The sequence below is a fragment of the Humibacter sp. genome (genome assembly GCF_035547335.1).
In the GTDB taxonomy this organism is placed as follows: domain Bacteria; phylum Actinomycetota; class Actinomycetes; order Actinomycetales; family Microbacteriaceae; genus Humibacter.
In genome coordinates this window covers 101,728-124,545 of the sequence record NZ_DASZVF010000060.1, presented here as the reverse complement: position 1 = coordinate 124,545, position 22,818 = coordinate 101,728, and the positions used below count along the sequence as shown (strand labels likewise).

Genomic DNA, 22,818 nt, shown 5'->3' with positions numbered 1-22,818 from the left:
ATCGCAGCCGAGCCCTCCCTGGTCCTGAATTCGCGAACGCCGTTCGGTGCTATCGACCCACAGGCGGCGTCACGACGACTGCAGCCACTCCAGCAGATCCGCGTTGATGGTGTCGGCCTGCGTGGTCGGCATGCCGTGCGGGAATCCGGGGTATGACTTCAGCGTGCCGTTCTGCACGAGCTTGGCCGAGAGCGGCGCGGAGTCGGCGTAGGGCACGATCTGGTCGTCCTCTCCGTGCATGACGAGCACCGGAACCGTGATCTTCTTGAGGTCCCCGGTGAAGTCGGTCTGGGAGAAGGCGACGATGCCGTCGTAGTGCGCCTTCGCGCCGCCCATCATCCCCTGGCGCCACCAGTTCTCGATGATCGCCTCCGACGACTCGACGCCGGGGCGGTTGAACCCGTAGAACGGACCGGACGGCAAAGCCCGATAGAACTCCGAGCGGTTCTTCGCCAGCTGGGCCTGCAAGTCGTCGAACACGCTCTTCGGCAGCCCGCCCGGGTTGTTCTCGGTCTGCACCATGATCGGAGGAACGGCGCTGATCAGAACGGCGCGCGCGACGCGATCCTCGCCGTACGTGCCGATGTAGTGCGCGACCTCGCCGCCGCCGGTCGAGTGGCCGACGTGGATGGCGTCGTGCAGGTCGAGCGCTTCGACGACGGCACGCAGGTCGGCCGCGTAGTGGGCCATGTCGTGGCCATCGCCGGTCTGGGTGGAGCGGCCGTGGCCGCGTCTGTCGTGCGCGACGACCCGGTAGCCATGCTGCAGGAAGAACAGCAGCTGCGTATCCCAGTCATCTGCAGACAGCGGCCAGCCGTGGCTGAAGACGATGGGCTGCCCACTGCCCCAGTCCTTGTAGAAGATCTCGATGCCGTCCGAGGTGGTGACAGTTCCCATGATTGCCTTCCGGATATGCGGATGCGCGGTGAGAGGACGTGCTGCAGCGGGGTGCAGCTTCACCGTAACGCGCGCGCTGTCACTCCCACCAGAGTCAGGTGAGGATCTTTCACGTGTTTGCCACCGGACGCGAGGGCGAGGCGGGCGGTCCATCCGCCGGCCTCGCCGCCCTTCACCATTCGCGTCGATCTCACCCCGACGGGTTGTCGACGGGCGTGCCATCCGGCCCGGTGTCGTGCTCGGGGTCCACGTCATCCGGATCGACCGTCAGGTCCCGGGCGCGGCTGTCGTCTGCATCCTCCTCGGAACCGTCTTGCTGCACAGAACCGTCTTGCTGCACGCCGCCCGACGCCGTGTCTTCGTGAGTCGTCTCCGACGCGGAGCCGTCGGGTAGGTCGTCGGCGTCGTTGCGCCGCTGGTCGGAATCCGTCATCACTGCGCTCCTCTGTTCGTGTTTCGACTGTCCGTCTTTCGAGGGTTCGTCGTTCGGAAGTCGGCCGCCTTCGGCTCGGAAGAGCGCCGTCGCGCCGTCGTCCGAGAGGCCACCGTAGGCCGCGGCGGCCGGGCAGCACAGCGGGTTGACACGGGGCGGCCGCCCGCGAGTGGCGAGGCGGAGAGGATGCGCGTCGGGCTGACGCATCCTGAGCCGCACCTGTCAAGGCGTGCAGCGCGTGGGCGAAGGACGTAGTTTGAGTGCTGACACTTCGCCTGGTACGAGGGCGAACCCTGCACCAGGTCGTCTGGAAGTCATGAAGCGCATCAATATCGGCGGCACTTCCCTCATCACGGGTACCGCTCTCGCCGACGCCACCTTGGCATATTGGATCAACGTGGCGAGGCTGCACCGTCTCGAGACGGCGGAGCTGCCGTTCATCGACGACGACGGTTCACGACAGACCGCACAGCTCGTGCTCTGCGCCGCCGTTCCGATCTGGACCTCGTCGGTGACCTCGGAGGCTGAGGAGCTGACGGATGCCGACGCCCTCGTGGTATTGCGGAACCGTTCGGCCGAGCTCGAGCCGTCGTGGGGGCTGTCCGCCGTCGAACTCGACGACTGAGTGCCTGTGAGGCGGTGCCGTCGACCGGGTTTCTGGCGAGCCCGCAGTTCGTCCTAGTATTCGAGCACCATGCTCGAGAACTTCCAGCCCCAGCCCGGCTCACAGATCGTGGTCGTGAACAACACGCCGTTCACGCTGGCGCAGCCGGCGGACGGCGAGCCCTGGAGCATCTCGCGCGGCGGAACGGTGCTCGGCTACCTCTACCGCAACGATGCCGGAGCGTGGGCGGTGTGGCCGCTCTACGACGGATGCACGTACATCCCGTCCGCGATCACTCCTGGAGAGGCGCTGCGCCAGGCCCTCTAGCCGAAGAAATCCGCACCCGCCAGGTACTTCTGTCCTCGTCGCGGCTGCGCGACAATGGCCCGATGCCGCGCTGGTCGAGGGTCGTGCTTCCCGTTGTGCTCATCGTGGTCTGGCTTGCGCTCGCCGGTGTGGGCGGGCCTTTCTTCGGCAAGGTCTCCGAGGTCTCGAGCAACGACCAGGCCAGCTACCTTCCCGCCAGCGCGGATGCGACGCAGGTGGCCGACCTGCAGGCGAAGTTCAGCGGCGCAGACGCCGTGCCCGCCATCGTCGTGTACGAGCGGCAGTCGGGTCTGAGCCGCGACGACCTTGCAGCCATCGCGGACGACGCGACCTCGTTCGCCGACCTGGCCGGTGTGCACGGTGACGTCTCGCCGCCCGTGACGTCCAAGGACGGCAAGGCGGCAGAGGTGTTCGTGCCGCTCGCCGACGATTCCGACCTGGATGCCCATGTCGCCGGCCTCCGCGCCCACCTGAAGTCCGGCACGCCGCAGGGCGTCGAGTCCTATGTCACCGGACCCGCCGGCTTCACGGCCGACCTGGTGGCCGCATTCGGCGGTATCGACGGCATCCTGCTCGCGGTCGCGCTCGCCGCCGTGTTCGTCATCCTCGTGATCGTCTACCGGTCGCCGCTCCTGCCCGTGCTCGTGCTCGCCACGTCGATGTTCGCGCTCTGCGTCGCGCTGCTCGTGGTGTGGTGGCTCGCGAAGTGGGGCATCGTTCAGCTCAACGGACAGGTGCAGGGCATCCTGTTCATCCTCGTGATCGGCGCCGCCACCGACTACTCCCTGCTTTATGTGTCGCGCTACCGGGAGGCGCTTCGCGATGAGCGCAGCAGATGGCAGGCGACGTGGAAGGCCGTGCGGGGCGCATTCGGCCCCGTCGTCGCATCCGCCGGCACGGTGATCGTCGGGCTGCTCTGCCTGCTGTTCAGCGACCTCAACTCCAACAAGGCGCTGGGGCCCGTGGCGTCGATCGGCATCGCGTTCGCGTTTCTGGCCGCCATGACCTTCCTTCCCTCCGTGCTGATGGCGTTCGGACGGGCGGCATTCTGGCCGGTCCGCCCCAAGTTCGGCTCCGATCATCCGCAGACCGTGGGACCAGAAGCGCACGGGCTCTGGGCGCGCGTCTCCGCCGGGATCCGCCGCGCGCCGCGGGTCATCTGGATCGTCTGCACCGTCGCACTGCTGGCGGGAGCGACGGGCCTGCTGCAGCTGAAGGCGGAGGGCGTGCCGCAGAGCGACATCGTCCTCGGTCATTCGGATGCCCGCGACGGCCAGAAGGTGCTGGCCGATCACTTCCCGGGTGGCTCGGGCAGCCCGGCGCTCGTCGTCGGCCCGCGAACCGAGCTGCAGCCCATGGCCGATCTGCTGCTCGATCACTCCGGCGTCTCGTCCGTGGCGGTCAGCGCGAAGGATTCGCCGAGCGGCAGCGCGCCGGTGACGAAGAAAGGGGCCCAGCCGCTCGGGCCGCCAGGAACCCCAGCGCCCGACCCCACCGTGGTCGACGGCGACGTCATGCTGCAGGCCACGCTGACGCATCCGGCCGATTCGGATGCCGCCGAGTCGACAGTGCGCTCACTGCGCGCGGACCTGTCGAAGCTGCACGCCGGCATCCTGGTCGGCGGCGTCACGGCTGTCGCGGTGGACTCGAACGACGCGTCCATCCACGATCGCAACACGATCATCCCGATCGTGCTCCTCGTCATCCTCGTCATCCTGATGCTGCTGCTCCGGGCGATCGTGGCGCCCGTGATCCTCGTGCTGTCCGTCGTGGTCTCGTTCGCGGCATCGCTCGGCGTCTCGGCGTACGTGTTCAACGACCTGTTCCGCTTTCCGGGAGCCGATCCGGCCGTTCCGCTCTACGGCTTCGTCTTCCTCGTGGCCCTCGGCATCGACTACAACATCTTCCTCATGACGCGCGTGCGCGAGGAGTCCCTGTTGCACGGAACGCGGCAGGGCATCCTGCGTGGACTCGCGGTCACCGGCGGCGTCATCACGTCGGCGGGACTCGTGCTCGCCTCCACGTTCGCGGCGCTCGGCGTGATCCCCATCCTGTTCCTCGCGCAGATCGCGTTCATCGTCGCGTTCGGCGTGCTCGTCGACACGCTCGTCGTCAGGTCGCTCCTCGTACCCGCGGTGTCGTACGACATCGGTCGCGCCAGCTGGTGGCCGTCCAGGTTATGGCGCACGGATGGCGACATCGTCGCCTCCGATCAGGATGCCGCCAGCACCTAGGCGGAGGTGGTCCAGGCTCCGCCCGGCCCGAGAAGCACCTGCCATAGCCAACCGGCCGCGACCTCGACGGAGGGCCGCGGGTCGCGCTCGAGCCACGCGCGCACCACGCCCATGGCGGCGCCGGTGATCCCGGCCGCCACCACCTCGAGCGGCACGCCGTCGTATCCGCTCACCTCCGCGTGCCTGATCCCTTCGAACGCCACGCGCTCGATGCGATCGCGCACCCGCGCGGTCACCAGGGCGGAGCCGTGATCGCCCAGCACCCGCGCGTAGAGCGCCGCGTTCTCCTCGATGTGCTCGAGGTAGCGGAGGAGGTCTTGCGGAGGTCCGGAGACCGGGCCGGAAAGCATGGCAAGGCGTGCGCCCGTCTCTTCGACGCCGGCGTCGAGCGCATCCGCCAGCAGCATGTCCTTGTCGGAGTAGTGCTGGTAGAAGCTGCTCCGATTGACGCCCGCCCGGTCGGCGATGTCGGCCACGGTGATCTCGTCGAGTGTCCGCTCGCGGGCGAGTTCCAGCAGGGCCTGCTGCAGGCTGGTGCGCGTGCGGGCGATGCGGGCATCCATGATCCGCGATTCTGCCATGCGCCGGGGGATTCGCTGGGAGTTCTCCAACAAACGCCGGTTATCCAACAGGTGTCGGATAGCGTGAATGGGTCGCACCGTCGCGCCCTCACCCGCACCTGAACGAAGGGGCCAGCCGTGGCCAACCTGCTCAACCGGCTCGGATTGTTCTCCGCGCGCCGGCCATGGACCGTCATCGTCGGATGGCTCGTCACACTCGGCCTCGCGGGCGGTGCGTTCCTCGCGTTCGGCGGCGCTCTCGCGACGAGCTTCGACATCCCGGGCACCGAGACGTCGAAGGTGACCCACCGGCTGCAGAAGGAGCTCGATCAGAGCGGCGGCACGACGGGCACCGTGGTGTTCCAGGCGACGAGCGGGAAGATCGACGCCGACCAGCAGAAGCAGATCACGTCGCTGCTCGACCGCGTGGCCACCATCGACGGCGTGGACAGCACCGTCGACCCGTTCCAGACGCAGGCGCAGCGCGAGGCGCAGCAGCAGAAGCTCGCCGACGCCGATGATCGGCTGAAGGCGGGCCAGCAGCAGCTGGATGCCGGCAGGCGGCAGCTCGACGCCGCGGTCGCGCAGGCGAAGGCGGCCGGAGTGTACGACCAGGCATCCGCGCAGTTCACGGCACAGCAGAAGCAGCTCGACGCGAGCGCCGCCTCGCTCGCCGCGTCGAAGAACCAGCTGGAGGCCGGACAGCGACTGCTCAACGCCTCCTCCGACATCAAGACCGTGTCGAACGACGGGTCGACGGCCATCGGCCTCGTGCAGTTCCACGCCGACCAGTTCTCGCTGCCCGCCGACGTCAAATCGGCCGTCGCGCACAAGCTCGATGGCGCGGACATCCCGGGTCTGACGATCGACTACTCCTCCGAGATCGCCACCTCTATCAGCGGAATCATCGGTCCCGGTGAGATCACCGGTGTCGTGATCGCGCTCATCGTGCTCATCGTGATGATGCGCGCGCTGCTGCCCGCCGTGATGCCGCTGATCTCGTCGCTCGTGGGGGTCGGCGTCGGCGTTGCCGGTGCGATGGCGTTCTCCGGGATCGTCGACATGTCATCCGTCACCCCCGTTCTCGGACTCATGCTGGGGCTCGCCGTCGGCATCGACTACTCCCTCTTCATCCTGAACAGGCACAGACGACAGCTTCTGGCGGGCACGGAGGTGAAGGAGTCCATCGGCCTGGCGAACGGAACGGCCGGCAACGCCGTCGTCTTCGCGGGTGCGACGGTGCTCGTGGCGCTGCTCGCGCTCAACGTGAGCGGCATCCAGTTCCTCAGCGTCATGGGCACGGTGGGCGCGGCGTGCGTGCTGATCGCCGTGCTGGTCGCGGTCACGCTCACCCCGGCTCTGCTCGGTCTCGCCGGGCTCAAGGTGCTGGGCAAGAAGGCGAGGGCGCAGATCGGGCACGAGTCGCACCGCGCTCCCGTGGTGCGGCCGATGTCCACGCGCCGTGCCGTCGTCACCGTCGTCGCGTCGGTCGTCGGGCTCCTGATCATCTCGATTCCCGCGCTGACCATGCGCCTCGGGCTTCCGGACGGCTCGTCAGAGTCGACGAGTTCGACGCAGTACAAGGCGTACACCGCGGTGGCCGACAAGTTCGGAGCCGGCCAGAACGGACCTCTCCTCGTCACAGCGACGCTGCCCGAACCGGTGGCGAAGAGCGACGTGACGATCGAGCAGGCCGCGATCGCGGACGGGCTGATGGCACGCAGCGGAATCGCGGCCGTCGCACCCGTCGGCACCTCTGTCGACCGCGACTTCATGGCGTTCCAGGTGGTGCCCACCGGCGGCCCGAGCAGCGCCTCGACGGAGGAGCTCGTGCACGAGTTGCGCGATCACAACGAGGTCGCGGGGGGAGTGAAGCTCGGCGTCGCCGGCCAGGCGAGCGCCAACATCGACATCTCCGACAAGCTCGCCGGCGTGCTGCCCCTCTATCTCGCCGTGGTGGTCGGACTGTCACTCATCATCATGATCGTCGTGTTCCGCTCGCTGCTCGTTCCCGTGATCGCCACCGGCGGATACGTGCTGTCGCTGTTCGCGGCGTTCGGCGGAATGACGGCCGTCTACCAGTGGGGCTGGCTGAGCCCCGTGTTCGGCGTGCACGATCCGGGACCGGTGCTGAGCTTCGCTCCGATCATCGTGATGGGTGTGCTCTTCGGACTCGCCATGGACTACCAGCTGTTCCTGGTCTCCGGCATGCGTGAGGCGTACGTGCACGGGCTGTCCGCGCGAGCGGCCGTCGTGTCCGGCGTCCGAGGCGGACGGGCGGTGGTCACAGCAGCTGCCATCATCATGATCTCGGTGTTCGGTGGGTTCGTGTTCTCCGAGCTCTCGATGGTGCGACCCCTAGGCTTCGGACTCGCTTTCGGCGTGCTGTTCGACGCGTTCGTGGTGCGGATGCTGCTCATCCCCGGTCTCATGCACCTGTTCGGCAGGGCCGCGTGGTGGCTGCCGCGCTGGCTGGACCGCATCGTGCCCGACGTGGATGTCGAGGGCGCCGCTCTCGAGCGTAGCCATCCGCTGTACGGCTTGCCTCCGAAGCAGCCCGTCCGCGCGCCCGAGGCCGTGGCGGGGGTTCCGCGGTAGCGCGTGCGACGCGCGTTCGGCCGCCCGACGCAGGCCAGACGCAACGGCAGGCCCGACGTGGCGCACGCCCTGCGCACCGGAACGGTGGGCGCCGACGGTTGACGCGGTCTCACGCCGATTCGCGGAGCACAAGAGTGTGCGCGACCGACCTGTGCAGCGCATCCGGGTTCTCGCCGCGCAGCAGCGCATCGACCAGATCGATGGCGTGACGGGCGACGGCGCGCATGTCCACGGCCAGCGTCGTCAGCTCCGGGGTGACGAGCGTGCCGATGTCGAGTCCGTCCACGCCGATCACGGCCACGTCGTCGGGAACACGGATGCCCGCACGCGCGAATCCCTTCAGCGCCCCGACCGCGAGCACGTCGTTAAAGCACACCACGGCGTCGGTCTCCGGCCACGTCTGCAGCAGCGCCTCCACCGCCTGGATACCGCCGGCGTGCGTGTCGGGGGCGGACACGAGCGCGGATGACGGCATCCCCTTCTCCTCGAGCGCGCCTCGCAGCAGTTCGGCCCGGAGCGAGGGTCCGTGCTCAGCGTCGATCATGGCGATCCGGCGACGGCCCAGGCCGACGAGGTGTGACACCGCGGCCTTCATGGCCTTCCCGTAGTCGAACCGCACGCGCGCGACGCCGCTGGCGTCGTCGGCCAGGAGCACCGTCGGCACGCGGGATGTGACGAGCTCGCGACGCTCGCGGGCCAGATGCCCGACGACGGCATCGACGCGACCCGCGATCGAGTCGACGCGCTCGCTGCCTCGCCTGCCGCTGACATCCGTCATGACGACGCTCCAATCCCGTTCGGCCGCTCGGTGCGTCAGCTCCGCGGCCAGCTCCGGGTAGTAGGGATTGCGCAGGTCGCCGACGACGAATCCGATGGTGACATCGCCGCCACGCACGAGCCGCTGTGCCGCCCGGTTGGGGCGGTAGCGAAGCCTGGCGGCGGCATCCTGCACGCGCTGCTTCGTGGCGGCGCTGACGTCGGGAAGATCGTTCATCGCCCTGGTCACGGTCTGGCGGGAGACGCCCGCAGCGGCGGCCACGTCGTTGATGGTCGCCGGCCTGGCGCTTCCGTTGCGTCCGCCCGTTGCCATGCTCGGAATCGTACTGGTAATCTCGCAAACCGTGAACGTTCACGGTCGCGGCGCGCGAACGGACGTGGCGCCCGGTTCTCCGGTGAGATCGTGGGTCGCCGTGAGCGAGACGATCGACTTTGCGATGGAGGAACAGCAATGGCCGAAGGCCTGCAGCACGTGCGATGGGGAATAGCGGGACCGGGCGGCATCGCGCACCGATTCGCCGAACAGCTGCCCCACAGCCGCACGGGAGAGCTCGTCGCGGTGGCGAGCCGGAGCGTCGAACGTGCCCGCTCGTTCGCCGCCGAGTTCGAGAGCGCTCCTGGCGGCATCCGGGTTCACGAGACGTACGCGGATCTCTTCGCCGACCCCGAGGTCGACGCCATCTACATCGCGACGGTGCACACCCAGCACGTGTCGTTGGCGATCCAGGCTCTGGATGCCGGCAAGCACGTCGTGTGCGAGAAGCCGCTCTCGGTGGATCACGCGGGCGCGATGGTCGTCGTCGAGGCGGCCAGACGCAACGGCAGGTACTTCGCCGAGGCGTTCATGTACCGCTTCCACCCGCAGACCGTTCGCCTGGCCGAGCTCATCGCCGACGGAGCGATCGGCGACGTGCAGCATGTGGATGCGTCGTTCGCGTTCCGCACGGATGCCGGCGCCGACCACCGCCTGCTCAACCCCGAGCTCGCGGGCGGCGGCATCCTCGATGTCGGCGGGTACTCCGTCTCTGCGGCACGCTGGGTCGCCGGTGCGGCGGCCGGTCAGCGGTTCGCCGATCCGGTCTCGCTCACGGCCAAGGGCCACATCGGCGAGATCGGTGTCGACGAATGGGCCACCGCCTCCCTCGTGTTCGCATCCGGCATCACGGCCCACGTGACGAGCGGCGTTCGGGTGCAGGAGGACAACCGGATCGTAGTGAGTGGCTCGAAGGGCCGCATCGTGGTGCCCGACCCGTGGACTCCGAGTCCGACGGAGCCGACCTTCATCGAGGTGTCCCGCGCAGACGCAGGCCCCGAGACGATCACCATCGACCCCGCGTACCAGTACGCCCTGCAGGCGGATGCCGTCGCCGAGTTCGCCGCCGAGGGGCAGAGCCCCAACATGAGCTGGGCCGACACGCTCGGCAACGCCCGCACGCTCGACCAGTGGCGCGCCGCGATCGGGCTGCAGTACCCGTTCGAGGCGCCGACGGCCGATATCCCGCCGGCGAGCGGAACGGCTCCGCGCCGTCGTGCCGATGCCGCCATGCGCTACGGACGCATCCCGGGGCTCGACAAGGACGTGTCGCGACTGGTCATGGGCGTCGACAACCAGACCACGCTCGGTCACGCCTCCGCCATGTTCGACGACTTCATCGAGCGCGGCGGCAACGCGTTCGACACCGCCTACATCTACGGCGGCGGCACCATGGAGGCACTCCTCGGCCAGTGGATCGCGAACCGCGGTCTGCGCGACGAGGTCGTCATCATCGGCAAGGGGGCCCACACGCCGCACTGCGACCCCGAGTCGATCGTGCGGCAGCTGGACGAGTCGCTGGACCGGCTGCAGACGGACCACGTCGACCTCTACCTGATGCACCGCGACAACGAGCAGATCCCGGTTGGCGAGTTCGTCGACGTGCTCGACGAGCTGGCGAAGGCGGGCCGCATCCGTGCGTTCGGCGGTTCGAACTGGTCGATCGAGCGCTACGAGCAGGCGCTGGCCTACGCGGATGCCAACGGCAAGCAGCGCTTCTCGGTGCTGAGCGACCACTTCGGCCTCGCGCACGCGCTGGACGTGCCGTGGCCGGGATGCCGCTACGTCACCGACGACGCGGACCGGGAGTGGCTCGAGCGCACGGGAACCACGCTGCTGCCCTGGTCGTCCCAGGCGCGTGGGTTCTTCGCGAGGGCCGACAGGGACGACACGTCCGACTCCGAACTGGTGCGCTGCTACTACAGCGACGGCAACTTCGAGCGGCTGGCTCGGGCTCGGCGACTGGCCGACGAGCTCGGCGTGGCGCCGACGGCGGTCGCGCTCGCGTATGTGCTCGCTCAGCCGTTCCCGACGTTCCCGCTGTTCGGACCGCGCAGCATCGAAGAGACGCGCACCTCCATGGCTGGCCTGGATGTCACGCTCAGCGACGACCAGGTTCGCTGGCTCGACCTGAGGGACTGAGCGTCCCTGAACGAGTGAGTGCGCTGAGGGCTGGGCGGGCGTGAGTAGCGTGCGCTGAGGAACTGAGTGCGCTGAAGAACTGAGCGCGCTGAAAGAAAGGCTGCGTGTGCGGGATGCCGAGGTCCGGCATCCCGCACACCGCCCCTCGGCAGCAGTTGGCCCGTCGAAAGCGCCGAGACAGCGGGAACACGATGCCCCGAACTGGGTACGAGCGCGCGGCCTCTGTGCGCGCCGGAACGCTTGACAACCCCTGTGGCCGGTACGAAGCTCGTGATGGGCCGGTCATTGCTCCCGTGGGGGCGGTGAGCAGGCGGCCCATTCGATAACTCGCCCGCTTACCCCATTTCCGCCCGATGAGCCGAAAGTCAGGTTCGTCGGGCTTCGTGCTTCAAGGGTCGCGCTCTCGTCGAGAGTTGTGCGAGAGCGACCGGGTGGGCGCAATCCGGAGGAGCAGCGATGTTCAGTGCCATCGATTCGTTCAGCGGGTTCAGCGTCGATGACGTCTCCGTCGCGCACGAGTTCTACGGAACGACCCTCGGGCTCCATGTCGAGAACGAGGGCGACATGGGCATGCGGGTCACCATGCCGAGCGGTGCCGAGGTGTTCGTGTACGGCAAGCCCGATCACACCCCTGCTTCGTTCACCATCCTGAACTTCGTGGTCGACGACATCGACCAGGCGGTGGAGGAGCTCAACGCGGCAGGCGTGCAGACGAAGATCTACTCCGACGACGTGCTGCCGACGGACGAGAAGGGTATCGCGCGCCCGACGAACCCGGAGTGGGGACCGGAGATCGCCTGGTTCCGTGACCCGGCCGGAAACGTGCTGGCCGTCATCCAGGCATGACGAAGCGGCGGTGCCGCGTGACACCGCCGTCATCGCTCGATGCCGCAGGTAGCGCGGACCTGCCGTGCGCCGCAGGCAGCGCGGGCGTGCCGTGTGCCCCGGGCAGCGCGGGCGCGCCGTGCGCCGACGTGGAGCGCGCTCGGGCGGATGCCGGAGACTCTTCTGCCAAGCCTCCGGCATCCGCCGTCACTCGCTTTCGATGACCCCTTCGGTCACGCCCGCAGCGTACGGCGACGGCCGAACAGCAGCGCGCCGAGACCTGCGAGCAGCGCCAGCGCAGCGGCGCCCAGCGTGCCTAGCAGGTCCGAGCCGGTGTCGGCCAGCCCGTGTGCGCCACCGGCAGCCGTCGCGCCCGAAGCCGCCACGGTGTGCACGGACGATGCGGGGACGATCCCGCCCGGCGTGCCAGGCGTTCCCGGAGTGCCGGGCGTGCCGGGCGTTCCCGGTGTGCCAGGCGTACCCGGTGTGCCGGGTGTTCCAGGAGTGCCAGGCGTCCCAGGCGTGCCCGGGTCGCCCGGGTTGCCGGGAGTGGCGGCCGTCATGCACCCCGAGGTGCCGGAGTCTCCGAGCACGCTCACGGCGTCGCATCCGACGGTGATCGGAAGGTTCACGCCGATCGGCGCGAGGATTCCTCCCAGGATTCCGCCGTCGCCGCCGGTCGCACCGGTGGTTCCCGTGGCGCCGGATCCGGCCGTCGTCGCGCCGCTCGTACTCGAGTCGCCGACGACGCTGATCGCGTCTCCTGCGACCGTGACGGGTGCGTTGGCGCCGACCGAGGCGAGCACCCCGCCGAGCAGGCCGTCGTCACCGGAGGTGCTGCCGCCGGCCGGGGCCGTCGTGGCCTCCGTACCAGGCGTGGTGGCGGCATCCGTGCTCGACGAGTCGCCGATCACGCTCACGGCGTTGCCGCTCACCGTGATCGGGGCGGCAGCCCCGACCTGGGCCAGCGCGCCGCTCAGCACACCGTCATCGCCCGAAGTGGTGCCTCCGGTCGATGGCGTCGAGCCTGAGCCCGAGCCCGAACCGTTCGCGGTCGTCGCACCCGTGGTGCCGGCGTCGCCGAGACCGCTGATCGCATTGCCGCTGATCGTGATCGGAGCGTTCACCCCCGCATCGGCGAGCAACCCGTTGAGCACGCCGCCGTCACCGGAGGTGCTGTCACCAGAAGACGAGGCCGGGCCGCTTCCGCTCGTCGCGGTCGTCGACTGCGAGGTGGACGAGTCGCCCGCCACGCCGATCGCATTGCCGCTGACCGTGATGGGAGCGTTGACGCCGATCGGGAGCAGCAGTCCGCCGAGCAGGCTGTCGTCGCCCGAGGTGGACGAGGGCTGCTCGGCAGCGGTCGTCGCGCTCGAGGCGCTCGAGGTGTCCGCCTTGTCGGACGTCGAGTCGCCCAGCACGCTGATCCCGTTGCCGCTGATCGTCACGGGCACGTTGACCGCGATCGGCGCGACGGCACCGCCCAGCACGCTGTCATCGCCGCTGGTCGCCGGTGCCGAGCTCGTGCTCGACCCCGTCGACGCGCCCGACGATGCCGGCGCCGCGGTGGCGTCCGAGCTCGTCGAGTCTCCGACGATGCTCACGGCGTTTCCCGAGACGGCGACCGGCACGGATGCGGAGGTGTCGACGACGTTCCCCGATCCGATGCCGCCGTCCCCCGAGGTCCACGGAGCCGCGGGCGCCGACGACGAAGGCACGACGGGCGCCGAGCTGGAGCCGCCCGTGAGGGCGTCGCCCAGCCCGCTGATCGCGTTGCCTGCCAGCGAGACCGGAACGCTGAGATTGATGCCGAGCACGTCGCCGGAGCCTGCTCCGTCTGTACCGCTCGTGGAGGGTTCGGCGGCGTTGGCAGCCCCGATTCCCGCCAGTGATAGACCGCCGAGGATGACTGTGAACCACAGCCCTCTCGACACGATTCTGTTCATGATTCAACTCCCCGAAGAGTGATGGATTCGCTCCTCGCATCGCGTCGAAGACGCGGAACCCGAGGAGACTTGAGGTCTCGTCTCCTGCCTCCGGGCGCGGCGCATCGCAACGATGCCGTGCCGCACCAGGGCAGGCGAGACCCACTCAGTCGGGGGTGGAGTCGGTGTCGTAGGTCGGCGTCGACGGAAGTCGATCGTCGGAGTCGGATGCCGCTGAGTCGCTCACAGCGGCCGTCGCTGCGGTCGGCGGAGTCGAGAGCAGCGCGACGGCGCCACCCGCTCCTCCCGAGCCGCCGGACGAGCCGGACGGTGGGCCGTCCGCAGTTCCCGGTGGAGCCTGGGGTGCAGAGCTGTCCCCCGGACCCGGCGGAGTGCCACCGCTCGCGGCGGCGGCGCCGGCGCCCATGCCCGTTCCGAGTACGGGCCACGGGGCCCAGGCGCGGACGACAGCGGGCGACGCCGTGGTCGAAAGCTCCCATCCCGGAGTGTCGACGCCGAAGACGACCGGGCCGCTCCCAGCGGATGCGTGCCCTGCCGATGCGCCGGTGCCGGCCGCCGTTGATGGCGGGCCGAAGACGCTGCCGGCGAGCTGGCTCACGTGGCCGGTCGTGGCGTCGATCGCATTCGTCGCGCCCGCCGTCGCACTCGAGAACGAGCCGAGTGCGGCGTGCAGGGGTGCGCCGACGACCGGGACCTCGCCGACCAGCTGGTCGAGTGCGCCGGTGACGGGCGCGAGGGTCTGCGTGGCCGATAGGGACTGCGTCGCGGATGCGACGGCATCCGTCACGGGAGCGACCGCCTGCTGCACCGGCGCCGGCAGGGCCTGGGCGACCGGGTTCACGACCGAGGAGACCGTCGAGGTCACGGCCCCGACAGCGTTCGACACCGGCGTCGTGACGGCGCCGAGCACCGAGCCGACGGAGCCGAGAACGCCCGATCCCGGGCTCGAGGCGGCGGGAGCCGACGGTGAGACAGACGACGTGGATGCCGCAGGAGAATCGGATGCTTCGTCGGCGGACGCGGAGAGCGAACCGAAGGCGAGACCGAGCAGCACAAGACCCCCGGCGACGCCCAGCCCGCATAACAGCAGGCGGAGCAGTCGGCCGGGCGTTGCTGCCCCGACGAGCTCCATCGTTTCCCCCTAGCGTGAAGCGATTTCGAGCCTAATCACGGATTTCGTCGTCTGGGAAGGGGGCGCGGGGTTGAAGACGCGCTTCTCGTGTACCGAAAACGGGGGACACGGATGCGGGAGGACTCGTGCCTCGCGCGGCATCCGCGCCGGCCTCGAGACTCTTTCCGACACGCCGGCCAACCGCTTCCGACACGCCGTTCGACACGCCGGTCCATCCGCGATCCGGACGTCGTCCTGAGGCGGTCATACCGCGCATTTCCTGGCGTTGTCGGGGGTGCCGGGTACGTTGACGTCCATCGGCAACGAGAATCGTGAAAACACAACATCTAGTGGGATGACATTCGTGTGATTCACGTTATATAGTGGGTGAACACCGCGGGGGGAAACACCGAGCGGGCCGGGGAAGAGTCCGGGAACGGAACGTCAGGGGAGGTCACCATGGACTACGAAAACGACAGCGTCGGCGGCTACGCAGTTCCCGTCGACCCGATGGACCTTCTGCAGTGCGACAGCTGCCAGTGAGCGGTCGTCGCTGAGCGCAGTCGACATCGACAGGCTTAAAAGGACTCCGGCATCGAGCCGGGGTCCTTTTTGCGTTCCCGGGAACTCCATCGCGTCGCAGGCGGGACCCCTCGTGCATACGGAGCTGTGCACGCACGGCCGTGCACTCGCCCCTGTGCACTCGCCCCTCTGCACGCACGGCCGTGCACAGGTGTTCGTGCGTAGCGGACGCTCTGCTCGTAGGCGGGGCGTCCTTCGACCGACGGCGCCGGGAATCGGCGGTCGGGGCATCCCTAGAATGAACGGGTGCCAGTGAACCCCGCGATCCAGGGCCGTGCTTATCCGCCGACGCCTCCGTATCTGGTCGGAAGAGAGAAGGTCAGGGAGTTCGCGCGAGCCGTGTTCGCGACGAACCCCATCAACCTCGACCCGGAAGCGGCGAGGGCAGCGGGGCACGCCGACGTGGTGGCGCCCCCGACGTTCCCGGTGGTCGTGCAGGAGCACACGCTCGCCCAGCTGCTCGGCGACGCGGATGCCGGCATCGACTTCGGCCGTGTGGTGCACGGTGACCAGCGCTTCGAGTACACGCGCCCGATCGTGGCGGGCGACGAGCTGACGGCGCGCCTCACGGTGACCGCCGTGAAGACGCTCGGCGGCAACTCCATGGTCACGGCCGCCACCGAGATCAGCGACGCGGCCGGCGAGCACGTCGTCACGGCGACGTCAACTCTCGTGGTGCGGGGGGACGAGTGATGGCCGAGCGGTCCACATCAGGCGCCCCGGATCTGACCGCACTCTCCGTCGGCGACGAGGTGGCTCAGGCCGAGCACCTGATCACGCGCGACTCCCTCGTTCGATACGCGGGGGCATCCGGCGACTTCAATCCCATTCACTACCGCGACGACGTTGCGGAGTTCGTCGGGCTCCCCGGCGTGCTCGCTCACGGCATGCTGACCATGGGCATCGCCGTGCAGACGGTCGTGGACTGGGCGGGCGATCCCGCTCGCGTCGTCGACTACCAGGTGCGGTTCACGCGTCCCGTCGTCGTCGATCGCAACGACGGAGCCACGCTGTCGGTGTCGGCGCGTGCCGCCGTCGTCGAGCTGCAGAACCACCGCGTTCGAGTCGACATCATCGCCACCTTCAACGGTCAGACGGTGCTGGGCAAGGCCCAGGCATGGGTCTCCTTCGCGTGAACCGGCCGAAGCCCGACGCGCGTCGCACAGGAGCCGGGGCGTGACGGTGTCCGTGTCCACCTTCGCCGAGCTCACCACGATGCGCGTCGGCGGTCCGGCTCCTCACCTCGTGACGGCGTCGACCGAGGACGAGCTCATCGCGCTCGCCTCCGACGCCTACGGGAGCGGTGAGCCCGTGCTGCTGCTCGGCGGCGGATCGAACACGATCGTCGCCGACGACGGCTTCGACGGAACCGTCGTGCGCGTGGCGACGAAGGGCGTGCAACGCATCGAGGCGGCGGACTCGCGGCATCCGGATGCCGTGCGGCTCCGGGTGCAGGCCGGCGAGAACTGGGACGGCCTCGTCGCCCTCGCCGTGCGCAACCGGTGGGCGGGGATCGAGGCGCTCTCCGGCATCCCCGGCAGCGTCGGCGCAGCACCGGTGCAGAACATCGGCGCGTACGGCCAGGAGCTGGAGTCCGTGCTCGTCGCAGTCGACTTTCTGGATGCCGTCACCGGCGACGTGCGCAGGCTCACCGCCGCCGACCTCGAGCTCGGCTATCGCACGTCCGCGCTCAAGCGCGGGCTCGAGGGCGTCGTGGTCGCTGTCGAGCTGGAGCTGACGCAACGTCAGGATGTGGGTGCTGCACTCGGCGAACCGATCGCCTACGGGCAGCTGGCGAATGCGCTGGCCGTCGAGATCGGATCGCGCGTTTCGCTGGGGGAGATGCGGCGCATGGTGCTGTCGCTGCGCGCATCGAAGGGCATGGTGCTCGACGACGACGATCCCGACTCGGTGAGCGCTGGATCGTTCTTCACCAACCCCATCGTCTCGACGCGATTCGCCGCCACACTGCCCTCCGATGCGCCGCGGTGGCCCCTGGTGCCCGAGGAGCCCGATCTCGTCGCGCCGCTCGACGGTGAGAACGCCGAGCAGAGCGTCGCGGTCGGGATGCTGGCGGATGCCGCCGTCGACCGCGAGCGTCGTCGCGCCAACGCCGACTCGGCGACGGGATCGGGCGTCAAGCTCAGCGCGGCGTGGCTCATCGAGCATGCAGGCATCCGGCGCGGATTCTCATTGCCCGGCTCCCGTGCCGCCATCTCGAGCAAGCACACGCTCGCCGTAACGAACCGGGGAGGGGCATCCGCAGAGGAGGTCGCTCAGCTGGCGTCGTTCGTGCAGGGACGGGTGCAGGCCGAGTTCGGCGTGCTGCTGCACCCGGAACCCGTGCTGGTGGGGCTCACCCTCTGAGCCGACTCCGGACGAGCCGGCTCCGACGGTTCAGCGCCGACGCGACGGCTCCGCCGCTCAGCGTGCTGCGTCGGCACGGCGCTGTGCGCTCCGGATGGCCGAGACGCCCGCGATGAGCAGCACGATGACGCCGAGCGCGACAACGCCGATGATCGCCCAGGCCGCTGGCGTGAGGGATGCCTGCCACGCGTCGAACGCGTTCCGTGCGTCCGGTGTGGCCGACACGGCGATCACGGCGGCGGCGAACGCGACGACGAGCAGTCCCCACACGATCGCTCCGGCACGCAGGCGAGGGCGCTCGGGCGTCGACGGGTACGCGCCCGGCGATCCATAACGGGGTGACGGCATGGGTGCTGTGTTCCGCGGCATCCGGCTGTTCCCGGTCCCAGGATGCTCGTCCGTCGCCTTCCGCCCCTCGGTTCCGGCTACCGGCGTGGAGCCGAGTCCAGGACTTGCGGCGGCCGTGGCCGGGGAGAGTAATTCGGTGTCCGCCGTCTGCGACGCCACGCTCCCGGCGATGACCTCGGTGGTCTCGTCTGAGCGATCCCGGCCCTCGGCCCCCGTCGCCTCTGCGTCGGTGCCGGCGGAGCTGTCGTCACGGTCCGGGCGGGACGCGGAGTTCCCGCCCGGACCGGTCGCATCCTGCGCACCGGTGTCGTCTTCGTGCATGGTGTCGCCTTCCCTCATCACTTCGCAGCCGGGTAGTACAGAACGTCGACGTCGCCTGCACCCTGTTCGATGCGCACGCTCACCTCGGGCGAGGACCCGCCGAACAGGTACGTGCGGGTTCCCGCGGCGGAGCGGCCCGTCGCCGCGACGGCGTGGGACTCACCCTGGTCGTCGTACCGCCTCGCGTGCACCGAGCTGCCGGGCGTGTGCTGCACTATCTCGACCCGCGCGCTCACGCCGCGCTGCAGTTGCACCATGATCGCGCCGGCGCCCTGCACGATGTCCGCTCTGCGCGACCCCGCCTCGTCGTAGTACAGGTCCAGGTCGCCCACCGGTTGATAGACCGACATGTCCTGCGTGTTCCAGTACGTCGCGCGAGGTAGCAGCATCAGGTCGTGACCGCGGGGCGGAAGAGCGGCACCGATGGTGCAGAGAACGAGCACGATGGAGACGAACGTGAGGAAGCCGCTGCGTCGACGCAGGATGCCGGCCGTCACGATCGCGAGGCCGATGACCCCGGTCGCGACGGCGAGGGCGATCGCGAGCGCGAACCCGGATGCGTCGCCCATGAGCGCGACCGCCGCCGCCACGCCGCCGGCGACGAGCGCGGCCCCGAGCGCGATGAAGACGTACGCCGCACTGGTGCGCGGGTTCGCGGTGCGTCTGCGCCTGCGTGCCTCCTCGGCCTCCGCGGCGAGCGCCTGGGCCTGCGCCCGCATCTCGGCGGAGCGCTGCTGGCGCACCGCCTTGGCGTCGTCGCGCTGAGCCGTCCAGGCCGCGTAGTCGGCTCTCCACGCGTCCTGCCTGGCGCGCCAGTCGGCGAGGTCGCCGTCCTGAGGTGGCGTGGCTCGAGGTGTCGTGTCCTGCGGTGTCGTGTCCTGAAGCGTCGTGTCCTGGGTTGGCTGCGACTGGGTCGACTGCGACTGGGTCGGCTCCGAGTGAGTCGATGCGGACGGGGTCGATGCCGGGGCGGCGCTCGCGGAAGCCGAATGCGCGGCGCCGCCACCGGCATCCGTCGGTGAAGTCGAGGAACGGTGAGGTGGTGCAGGCGGGACACGACCGCTGCGTGCCGCCCACACGATCACGGCGACGACCAAGGCGATCACGAGCACCGTCCACAGCACGCGTCCGGCTGACGGGAACCAGGACAGGCCGCTCCAGAACTGCGCACCCGTCCACCAGAACCCCTGCGCGAACGGCAGCAGTGAGAGCAGCGCGATCACGATGATGGCGATGATGGGCGGGTCGAAGTGTCCCTTGAGGAGTCGTTGCAGGTGGATGTCGCCGTAGGCGTCCGGCAGGAGCAGCCACGCCGCCGCGTAGAGCAGCAGGGCGGGCCCCCCGAGCACGGCGATCACGACGGCGATGCCGCGCACGATGATCGGATCGATGCCGAGCCGCGCGGCCACACCACCGCAGACACCGCCGATCCAGCCATTCTGCCGCACCAGGCCTAGGCTGCGCAGCCAGCCGAAGAACCGTGCGGTCCCCGGGTTCTCCGGCCGTGACGTGCTCGTCCACGTTCCGTACGGAGCGCTGCCACCGCTGCCGGGCCCACCGGAATGAGGTGAGTCGGACGCGGCCGCGCCGCTGTGCTGGCTGGGTTCATCAGGCATGTTCCGATGGTGCCCGAGCCGCCGGCCGCCGCGCGATCCGGGATGCCCCTGATGTGCCCCTGAGATCCGTCTCCGGGGGCGCCCGCGCCCCTGGGACGGTGATTGGATGCCAGTATGTCCACCTCGCGCGCGCAGCCCACGCCGATGCCCTCGGGCGTCGGGCGTCCGCCGCTCGAGCGCCCTCGGGACTGCGTTCTCGGCGGAGTGTGCGCGGCCGTCGCCAGGCACCTCGGCTGGAGCGTCGGAGCGACCAGATGGGTGGCCGCCGGGCTGGCGCTGTGCGGAGGGGCCGGCATCCTGCTGTACGCGTGGTTGTGGGCGCTGACCCCGCTCGAGCCGGCCGCCGCAGGCACGCACGGGCTCGTGCATCGCCGCGTCTCGGTGCCCTGGCTACTGTTCGCGATCGCCGCGTTGTTCACGGCACTGATCTTCGCGCTCGGCGGAGCCTTCCGCACGCACGTCATCGACCCGGGGGTTCTGCTGCCGCTCGTCATGGGCGTCACCGTGTTCGGCGCGGGCGCCGTGGCGTGGGACCAGCTCGTGGATGCTGCTGCGCCCCGCACCGAGACGACGGCCCGCTGGCTGCGCACCGCGAGCGGGCTCCTGCTCGTCGGCGCGGGCATCCTGGGCCCGATGGTGTGGGGTGGCGAGGCGCCCGGATGGGCGTGGATCCTGTTCGTCGTCGCGGTGCTCGCCGGCGTGGCTGTGCTGGCCGGCCCGTGGGCGCTTCGCGTGTGGCGGGAGCTGATCGAGGAGCGCACGAAGCGCGTGCGCGAGGAGGAGCGCGCCGAGCTGGCTGCGCACCTGCACGACTCCGTGCTGCAGACCCTGGCGCTCATCCAGACCAGGGCGGGCGCTTCCAGTGAGGTCGCCCGGCTCGCCCGTGCCCAGGAGCGCGAGCTGCGGGACTGGCTGTATTCCGGCGAGAGACGTGACGACAGCGATCTCGTGACGGATCTGCGTGACACGGCCGCAGCGCTCGAGCTGGACTATCCCGTTCGGTTCGACGTGGTCGCCGTCGGCGAGACCGAGGAGCGCTCCAGTGGCGAGGTCGCGGCAGCGGCCAGGGAGGCGATGCTCAACGCGGCACGGCACGCCGGCGGAGAGGTGAGCGTGTACGTCGAGGGCACAGCGCGGTCGGTCGACGTGTTCGTGCGAGACCGCGGGCCTGGCTTCCGGGTCGATGACGTGCCGGGCGATCGCATGGGAGTGCGGGAGTCGATCATCGGAAGGATGCGCAGGGCAGGCGGTCAGGCATCCGTGGGTTCCGGTGCCGGCGGTGAGGGTACCGAGGTGCGCCTGCACCTGGAGCAGGCCGAGGAGCAGCCGTGAGCGAGATCACCGTCGTCATCGTCGACGACCATTCCATCTTCCGGTCGGGGCTGCGCGCCGATCTCGGCGACGGCATCCGCGTGATCGGTGAGGCGGATGCCGTGGACTCCGCGATCGAGACCGTCGCCGCGCTGAAACCCGACGTGGTGCTGCTCGACGTGCACCTACCTGGCGGGAGCGGGGGCGGCGGCGCCGAGGTGGCGCGGCGGGCGGGACCGCTGGCACCGGCCACGCGGTTCCTCGCGCTGAGCGTGTCGGATTCTGCGGAAGACGTCGTCGCCGCCATCAGGGCGGGCGCTCGCGGGTACATCACGAAGGGCAGCTCGGGCGCCGAGGTGACCAGGGCCGTTCACGCCGTCGCCGGCGGGGACGCGGTGTTCTCGCCTCGTCTCGCGGGATTCGTGCTGGATGCCTTCGGCGCGGCATCCGGAGAACAGGCGGAGAGCGTCGACGAGCTCGACCGCCTCACGTCACGCGAACGCGAGGTGATGCGCCTCATCGCGCGCGGCTACTCGTACAAGGAGGTGGCAGGCGAGCTGTTCATCTCGGTCAAGACCGTCGAGACGCATGTGTCGGCCGTGCTGCGCAAGCTGCAGTTGTCGTCCCGGCACGAGCTGACCGCCTGGGCGCTCGCGCGACGGCTCCTCTAGCGCCGGGGGCGGACGCGCATCCGGCTGCGGGCCCTTCCCATCGCGTTTCGAAACAACTGTGTGCTTGCTGGACCCGCTCGGTTCTTGCTGTAACCGCTCACCGCTTGCTGGGACCGCTCGGCGCATGCCGGAACCGCTGAGTGCTTGTGAGAATCGCTCTCTGGGGCGACACGGGCGCCCGCCTCCGGCGTTCCGGCCGCTTTGCACTACCGGGTACCGCTCGCCTACACTTGACCGAGGTTGTTGAAGTCAGCCAAGCTTTTCTGCGCCCATTTTCGTCGGGTGCGGAACGGGTTGAATGCGACGCCGTCCCCGGAGGCCGCAGGCTGAGAATCCCGCGTTCGACCGAGGCAGGCGCCGCCACGATTTCTTCACCGTAGGGCGGTGGCTCAATTGGTAGAGCAGCGGTCTCCAAAACCGCAGGTTGCAGGTTCGAGTCCTGTCCGCCCTGCAAGTCGGTGCTCTGGCGCCGGCCCACGAAAGGTATGAGGTGGCCCGAAAAGTCATCGACGAACCCAGCGAGGATGTCGTCGCGAACGCCAAGAAGGAGCGGGATGCCAAGCGCAACCCCTTCTCTCGGATCGCTCTGTTCATCCGGCAGGTCTTCGGCGAGCTGCGCAAGGTCGTCACGCCGACGCGCGGGGAGCTGTTCAGCTACACGGGCGTCGTGCTGGTCTTCGTGATCATCATGATGGCCATCGTGTTCGGGCTTGATCAGCTCTTCGGCTGGCTCGTCATCCTCGTCTTCGGAACCTCGGGATCCTGACGGCCGAGAGGGCCGCGGGACACGGGTGACGGGGCCTGAACGAATCGGCGGCGTGGGCCGTGACCTACG

The 22,818-nt window shown here is 69.4% G+C and carries 20 protein-coding genes and 1 tRNA gene; 13 read left to right on the top strand and 8 right to left on the bottom strand.

Features of this window, described 5'->3' with window-relative positions:
- Positions 1–69 precede the first annotated feature (69 nt).
- Both VHB92_RS13360 and VHB92_RS13355 read right to left on the bottom strand, forming a co-directional pair.
- Positions 70–897: an alpha/beta hydrolase gene (locus VHB92_RS13360; RefSeq protein ID WP_325454254.1), complete on the bottom strand. Its 828-nt coding sequence runs from the start codon at positions 895–897 to the stop codon at positions 70–72.
- 190 nt (positions 898–1,087) lie between these two features.
- A complete protein-coding gene (locus VHB92_RS13355) occupies positions 1,088–1,330 on the bottom strand; it encodes a hypothetical protein (RefSeq protein ID WP_325454253.1) in 243 nt (80 codons plus the stop codon).
- A 316-nt stretch (positions 1,331–1,646) separates the two neighbouring features.
- Between VHB92_RS13355 and VHB92_RS13350 the strand changes: the two genes are divergently transcribed.
- From VHB92_RS13350 to VHB92_RS13340, 3 genes are all read left to right on the top strand, one after another.
- Positions 1,647–1,955, top strand: a complete 309-nt coding sequence (locus tag VHB92_RS13350) for a hypothetical protein (RefSeq protein WP_325454252.1) — start codon at positions 1,647–1,649, stop codon at positions 1,953–1,955.
- 69 nt (positions 1,956–2,024) lie between these two features.
- Positions 2,025–2,261 (top strand): hypothetical protein, encoded by a 237-nt coding sequence (locus tag VHB92_RS13345; RefSeq protein ID WP_325454251.1) that lies wholly within the window; start codon positions 2,025–2,027, stop codon positions 2,259–2,261.
- A 62-nt stretch (positions 2,262–2,323) separates the two neighbouring features.
- Positions 2,324–4,495, top strand: a complete 2,172-nt coding sequence (locus VHB92_RS13340; protein ID WP_325454250.1) for an MMPL family transporter — start codon at positions 2,324–2,326, stop codon at positions 4,493–4,495.
- Here the strand turns inward: VHB92_RS13340 and VHB92_RS13335 are convergent.
- Positions 4,492–5,076, bottom strand: coding sequence for a TetR/AcrR family transcriptional regulator (locus tag VHB92_RS13335; RefSeq protein WP_325454249.1), 585 nt, complete (start codon positions 5,074–5,076; stop codon positions 4,492–4,494). The genes VHB92_RS13340 and VHB92_RS13335 overlap by 4 nt on opposite strands.
- Before the next feature lie 117 nt (positions 5,077–5,193).
- Between VHB92_RS13335 and VHB92_RS13330 the strand changes: the two genes are divergently transcribed.
- The gene (locus VHB92_RS13330) at positions 5,194–7,653 is read left to right on the top strand and encodes an MMPL family transporter (RefSeq protein WP_325454248.1); all 2,460 of its coding nucleotides are present in this window, start codon (positions 5,194–5,196) and stop codon (positions 7,651–7,653) included.
- Between the two features lie 109 nt (positions 7,654–7,762).
- Here the strand turns inward: VHB92_RS13330 and VHB92_RS13325 are convergent, their stop codons facing one another.
- Complete coding sequence (locus tag VHB92_RS13325; RefSeq protein ID WP_325454247.1) at positions 7,763–8,743, bottom strand: LacI family DNA-binding transcriptional regulator; 981 nt, start codon at positions 8,741–8,743, stop codon at positions 7,763–7,765.
- A 138-nt stretch (positions 8,744–8,881) separates the two neighbouring features.
- Here VHB92_RS13325 and VHB92_RS13320 point away from each other — a divergent pair, with 138 nt between their 5' ends.
- Together VHB92_RS13320 and VHB92_RS13315 are read left to right on the top strand one after the other, a co-directional pair.
- Positions 8,882–10,885: an aldo/keto reductase gene (locus VHB92_RS13320; protein WP_325454246.1), complete on the top strand. Its 2,004-nt coding sequence runs from the start codon at positions 8,882–8,884 to the stop codon at positions 10,883–10,885.
- Positions 10,886–11,341: 456 nt separating this feature from the next.
- Positions 11,342–11,731, top strand: coding sequence for a VOC family protein (locus VHB92_RS13315; protein WP_325454245.1), 390 nt, complete (start codon positions 11,342–11,344; stop codon positions 11,729–11,731).
- 212 nt (positions 11,732–11,943) lie between these two features.
- Here the strand turns inward: VHB92_RS13315 and VHB92_RS13310 are convergent, their stop codons facing one another.
- Together VHB92_RS13310 and VHB92_RS13305 are read right to left on the bottom strand one after the other, a co-directional pair.
- Positions 11,944–13,656: a chaplin family protein gene (locus tag VHB92_RS13310; protein WP_325454244.1), complete on the bottom strand. Its 1,713-nt coding sequence runs from the start codon at positions 13,654–13,656 to the stop codon at positions 11,944–11,946.
- A 145-nt stretch (positions 13,657–13,801) separates the two neighbouring features.
- Positions 13,802–14,788, bottom strand: a complete 987-nt coding sequence (locus tag VHB92_RS13305; RefSeq protein ID WP_325454243.1) for a hypothetical protein — start codon at positions 14,786–14,788, stop codon at positions 13,802–13,804.
- Positions 14,789–15,595: 807 nt separating this feature from the next.
- On the opposite strand from VHB92_RS13305, the gene VHB92_RS13300 reads away from it, so the two are divergent.
- From VHB92_RS13300 to VHB92_RS13290, 3 genes are read left to right on the top strand one after another with little or no spacing between them, the layout of a single operon-like run.
- Positions 15,596–16,042: a MaoC family dehydratase N-terminal domain-containing protein gene (locus VHB92_RS13300; protein ID WP_325454242.1), complete on the top strand. Its 447-nt coding sequence runs from the start codon at positions 15,596–15,598 to the stop codon at positions 16,040–16,042.
- Complete coding sequence (locus VHB92_RS13295) at positions 16,042–16,485, top strand: MaoC family dehydratase (RefSeq protein ID WP_325454241.1); 444 nt, start codon at positions 16,042–16,044, stop codon at positions 16,483–16,485. Before VHB92_RS13300 ends, VHB92_RS13295 begins: the two co-directional genes overlap by 1 nt.
- Positions 16,486–16,525: 40 nt before the next feature.
- Positions 16,526–17,716: a UDP-N-acetylmuramate dehydrogenase gene (locus VHB92_RS13290; protein WP_325454240.1), complete on the top strand. Its 1,191-nt coding sequence runs from the start codon at positions 16,526–16,528 to the stop codon at positions 17,714–17,716.
- 57 nt (positions 17,717–17,773) lie between these two features.
- Here VHB92_RS13290 and VHB92_RS13285 read toward each other — a convergent pair whose 3' ends face one another.
- Together VHB92_RS13285 and VHB92_RS13280 are read right to left on the bottom strand one after the other, a co-directional pair.
- Positions 17,774–18,385 carry a hypothetical protein gene (locus VHB92_RS13285; protein WP_325454239.1) on the bottom strand — a complete coding sequence of 204 codons (612 nt, stop codon included), beginning with the start codon at positions 18,383–18,385 and terminating at the stop codon, positions 17,774–17,776.
- 17 nt (positions 18,386–18,402) lie between these two features.
- Positions 18,403–20,001: a PspC domain-containing protein gene (locus VHB92_RS13280; RefSeq protein ID WP_325454238.1), complete on the bottom strand. Its 1,599-nt coding sequence runs from the start codon at positions 19,999–20,001 to the stop codon at positions 18,403–18,405.
- Between the two features lie 114 nt (positions 20,002–20,115).
- Here VHB92_RS13280 and VHB92_RS13275 point away from each other — a divergent pair, with 114 nt between their 5' ends.
- The 4 genes from VHB92_RS13275 (at position 20,116) to secE (ending at position 22,749) form a co-directional block, all read left to right on the top strand.
- Positions 20,116–21,333, top strand: a complete 1,218-nt coding sequence (locus VHB92_RS13275) for a PspC domain-containing protein (RefSeq protein WP_325454237.1) — start codon at positions 20,116–20,118, stop codon at positions 21,331–21,333.
- Positions 21,330–21,983: a response regulator transcription factor gene (locus VHB92_RS13270; protein WP_325454236.1), complete on the top strand. Its 654-nt coding sequence runs from the start codon at positions 21,330–21,332 to the stop codon at positions 21,981–21,983. The genes VHB92_RS13275 and VHB92_RS13270 overlap by 4 nt, the downstream gene beginning before the upstream one ends.
- Positions 21,984–22,361: 378 nt before the next feature.
- A tRNA-Trp gene (locus tag VHB92_RS13265) sits at positions 22,362–22,434 on the top strand.
- Between the two features lie 39 nt (positions 22,435–22,473).
- Positions 22,474–22,749, top strand: a complete 276-nt coding sequence (gene secE, locus VHB92_RS13260; RefSeq protein WP_325454235.1) for a preprotein translocase subunit SecE — start codon at positions 22,474–22,476, stop codon at positions 22,747–22,749.
- The last annotated feature ends 69 nt before the right edge of the window (positions 22,750–22,818 follow it).

Bases quoted from the DNA above. Each gene is read 5' to 3' on its own strand.
- VHB92_RS13315 (WP_325454245.1), top strand. From the start codon at position 11,342: ATGTTCAGTGCCATCGATTCGTTCAGCGGGTTCAGCGTCGATGACGTC.
- VHB92_RS13360 (WP_325454254.1), bottom strand. From the start codon at position 897: ATGGGAACTGTCACCACCTCGGACGGCATCGAGATCTTCTACAAGGAC.
- VHB92_RS13340 (WP_325454250.1), top strand. From the start codon at position 2,324: ATGCCGCGCTGGTCGAGGGTCGTGCTTCCCGTTGTGCTCATCGTGGTC.
- VHB92_RS13335 (WP_325454249.1), bottom strand. From the start codon at position 5,076: ATGGCAGAATCGCGGATCATGGATGCCCGCATCGCCCGCACGCGCACC.
- VHB92_RS13295 (WP_325454241.1), top strand. From the start codon at position 16,042: ATGGCCGAGCGGTCCACATCAGGCGCCCCGGATCTGACCGCACTCTCC.
- VHB92_RS13310 (WP_325454244.1), bottom strand. From the start codon at position 13,656: ATGAACAGAATCGTGTCGAGAGGGCTGTGGTTCACAGTCATCCTCGGC.
- VHB92_RS13350 (WP_325454252.1), top strand. From the start codon at position 1,647: ATGAAGCGCATCAATATCGGCGGCACTTCCCTCATCACGGGTACCGCT.
- VHB92_RS13325 (WP_325454247.1), bottom strand. From the start codon at position 8,743: ATGGCAACGGGCGGACGCAACGGAAGCGCCAGGCCGGCGACCATCAAC.
- VHB92_RS13355 (WP_325454253.1), bottom strand. From the start codon at position 1,330: ATGACGGATTCCGACCAGCGGCGCAACGACGCCGACGACCTACCCGAC.
- VHB92_RS13305 (WP_325454243.1), bottom strand. From the start codon at position 14,788: ATGGAGCTCGTCGGGGCAGCAACGCCCGGCCGACTGCTCCGCCTGCTG.
- VHB92_RS13280 (WP_325454238.1), bottom strand. From the start codon at position 20,001: ATGCCTGATGAACCCAGCCAGCACAGCGGCGCGGCCGCGTCCGACTCA.
- VHB92_RS13285 (WP_325454239.1), bottom strand. From the start codon at position 18,385: ATGCACGAAGACGACACCGGTGCGCAGGATGCGACCGGTCCGGGCGGG.
- VHB92_RS13275 (WP_325454237.1), top strand. From the start codon at position 20,116: ATGTCCACCTCGCGCGCGCAGCCCACGCCGATGCCCTCGGGCGTCGGG.
- VHB92_RS13345 (WP_325454251.1), top strand. From the start codon at position 2,025: ATGCTCGAGAACTTCCAGCCCCAGCCCGGCTCACAGATCGTGGTCGTG.
- VHB92_RS13320 (WP_325454246.1), top strand. From the start codon at position 8,882: ATGGCCGAAGGCCTGCAGCACGTGCGATGGGGAATAGCGGGACCGGGC.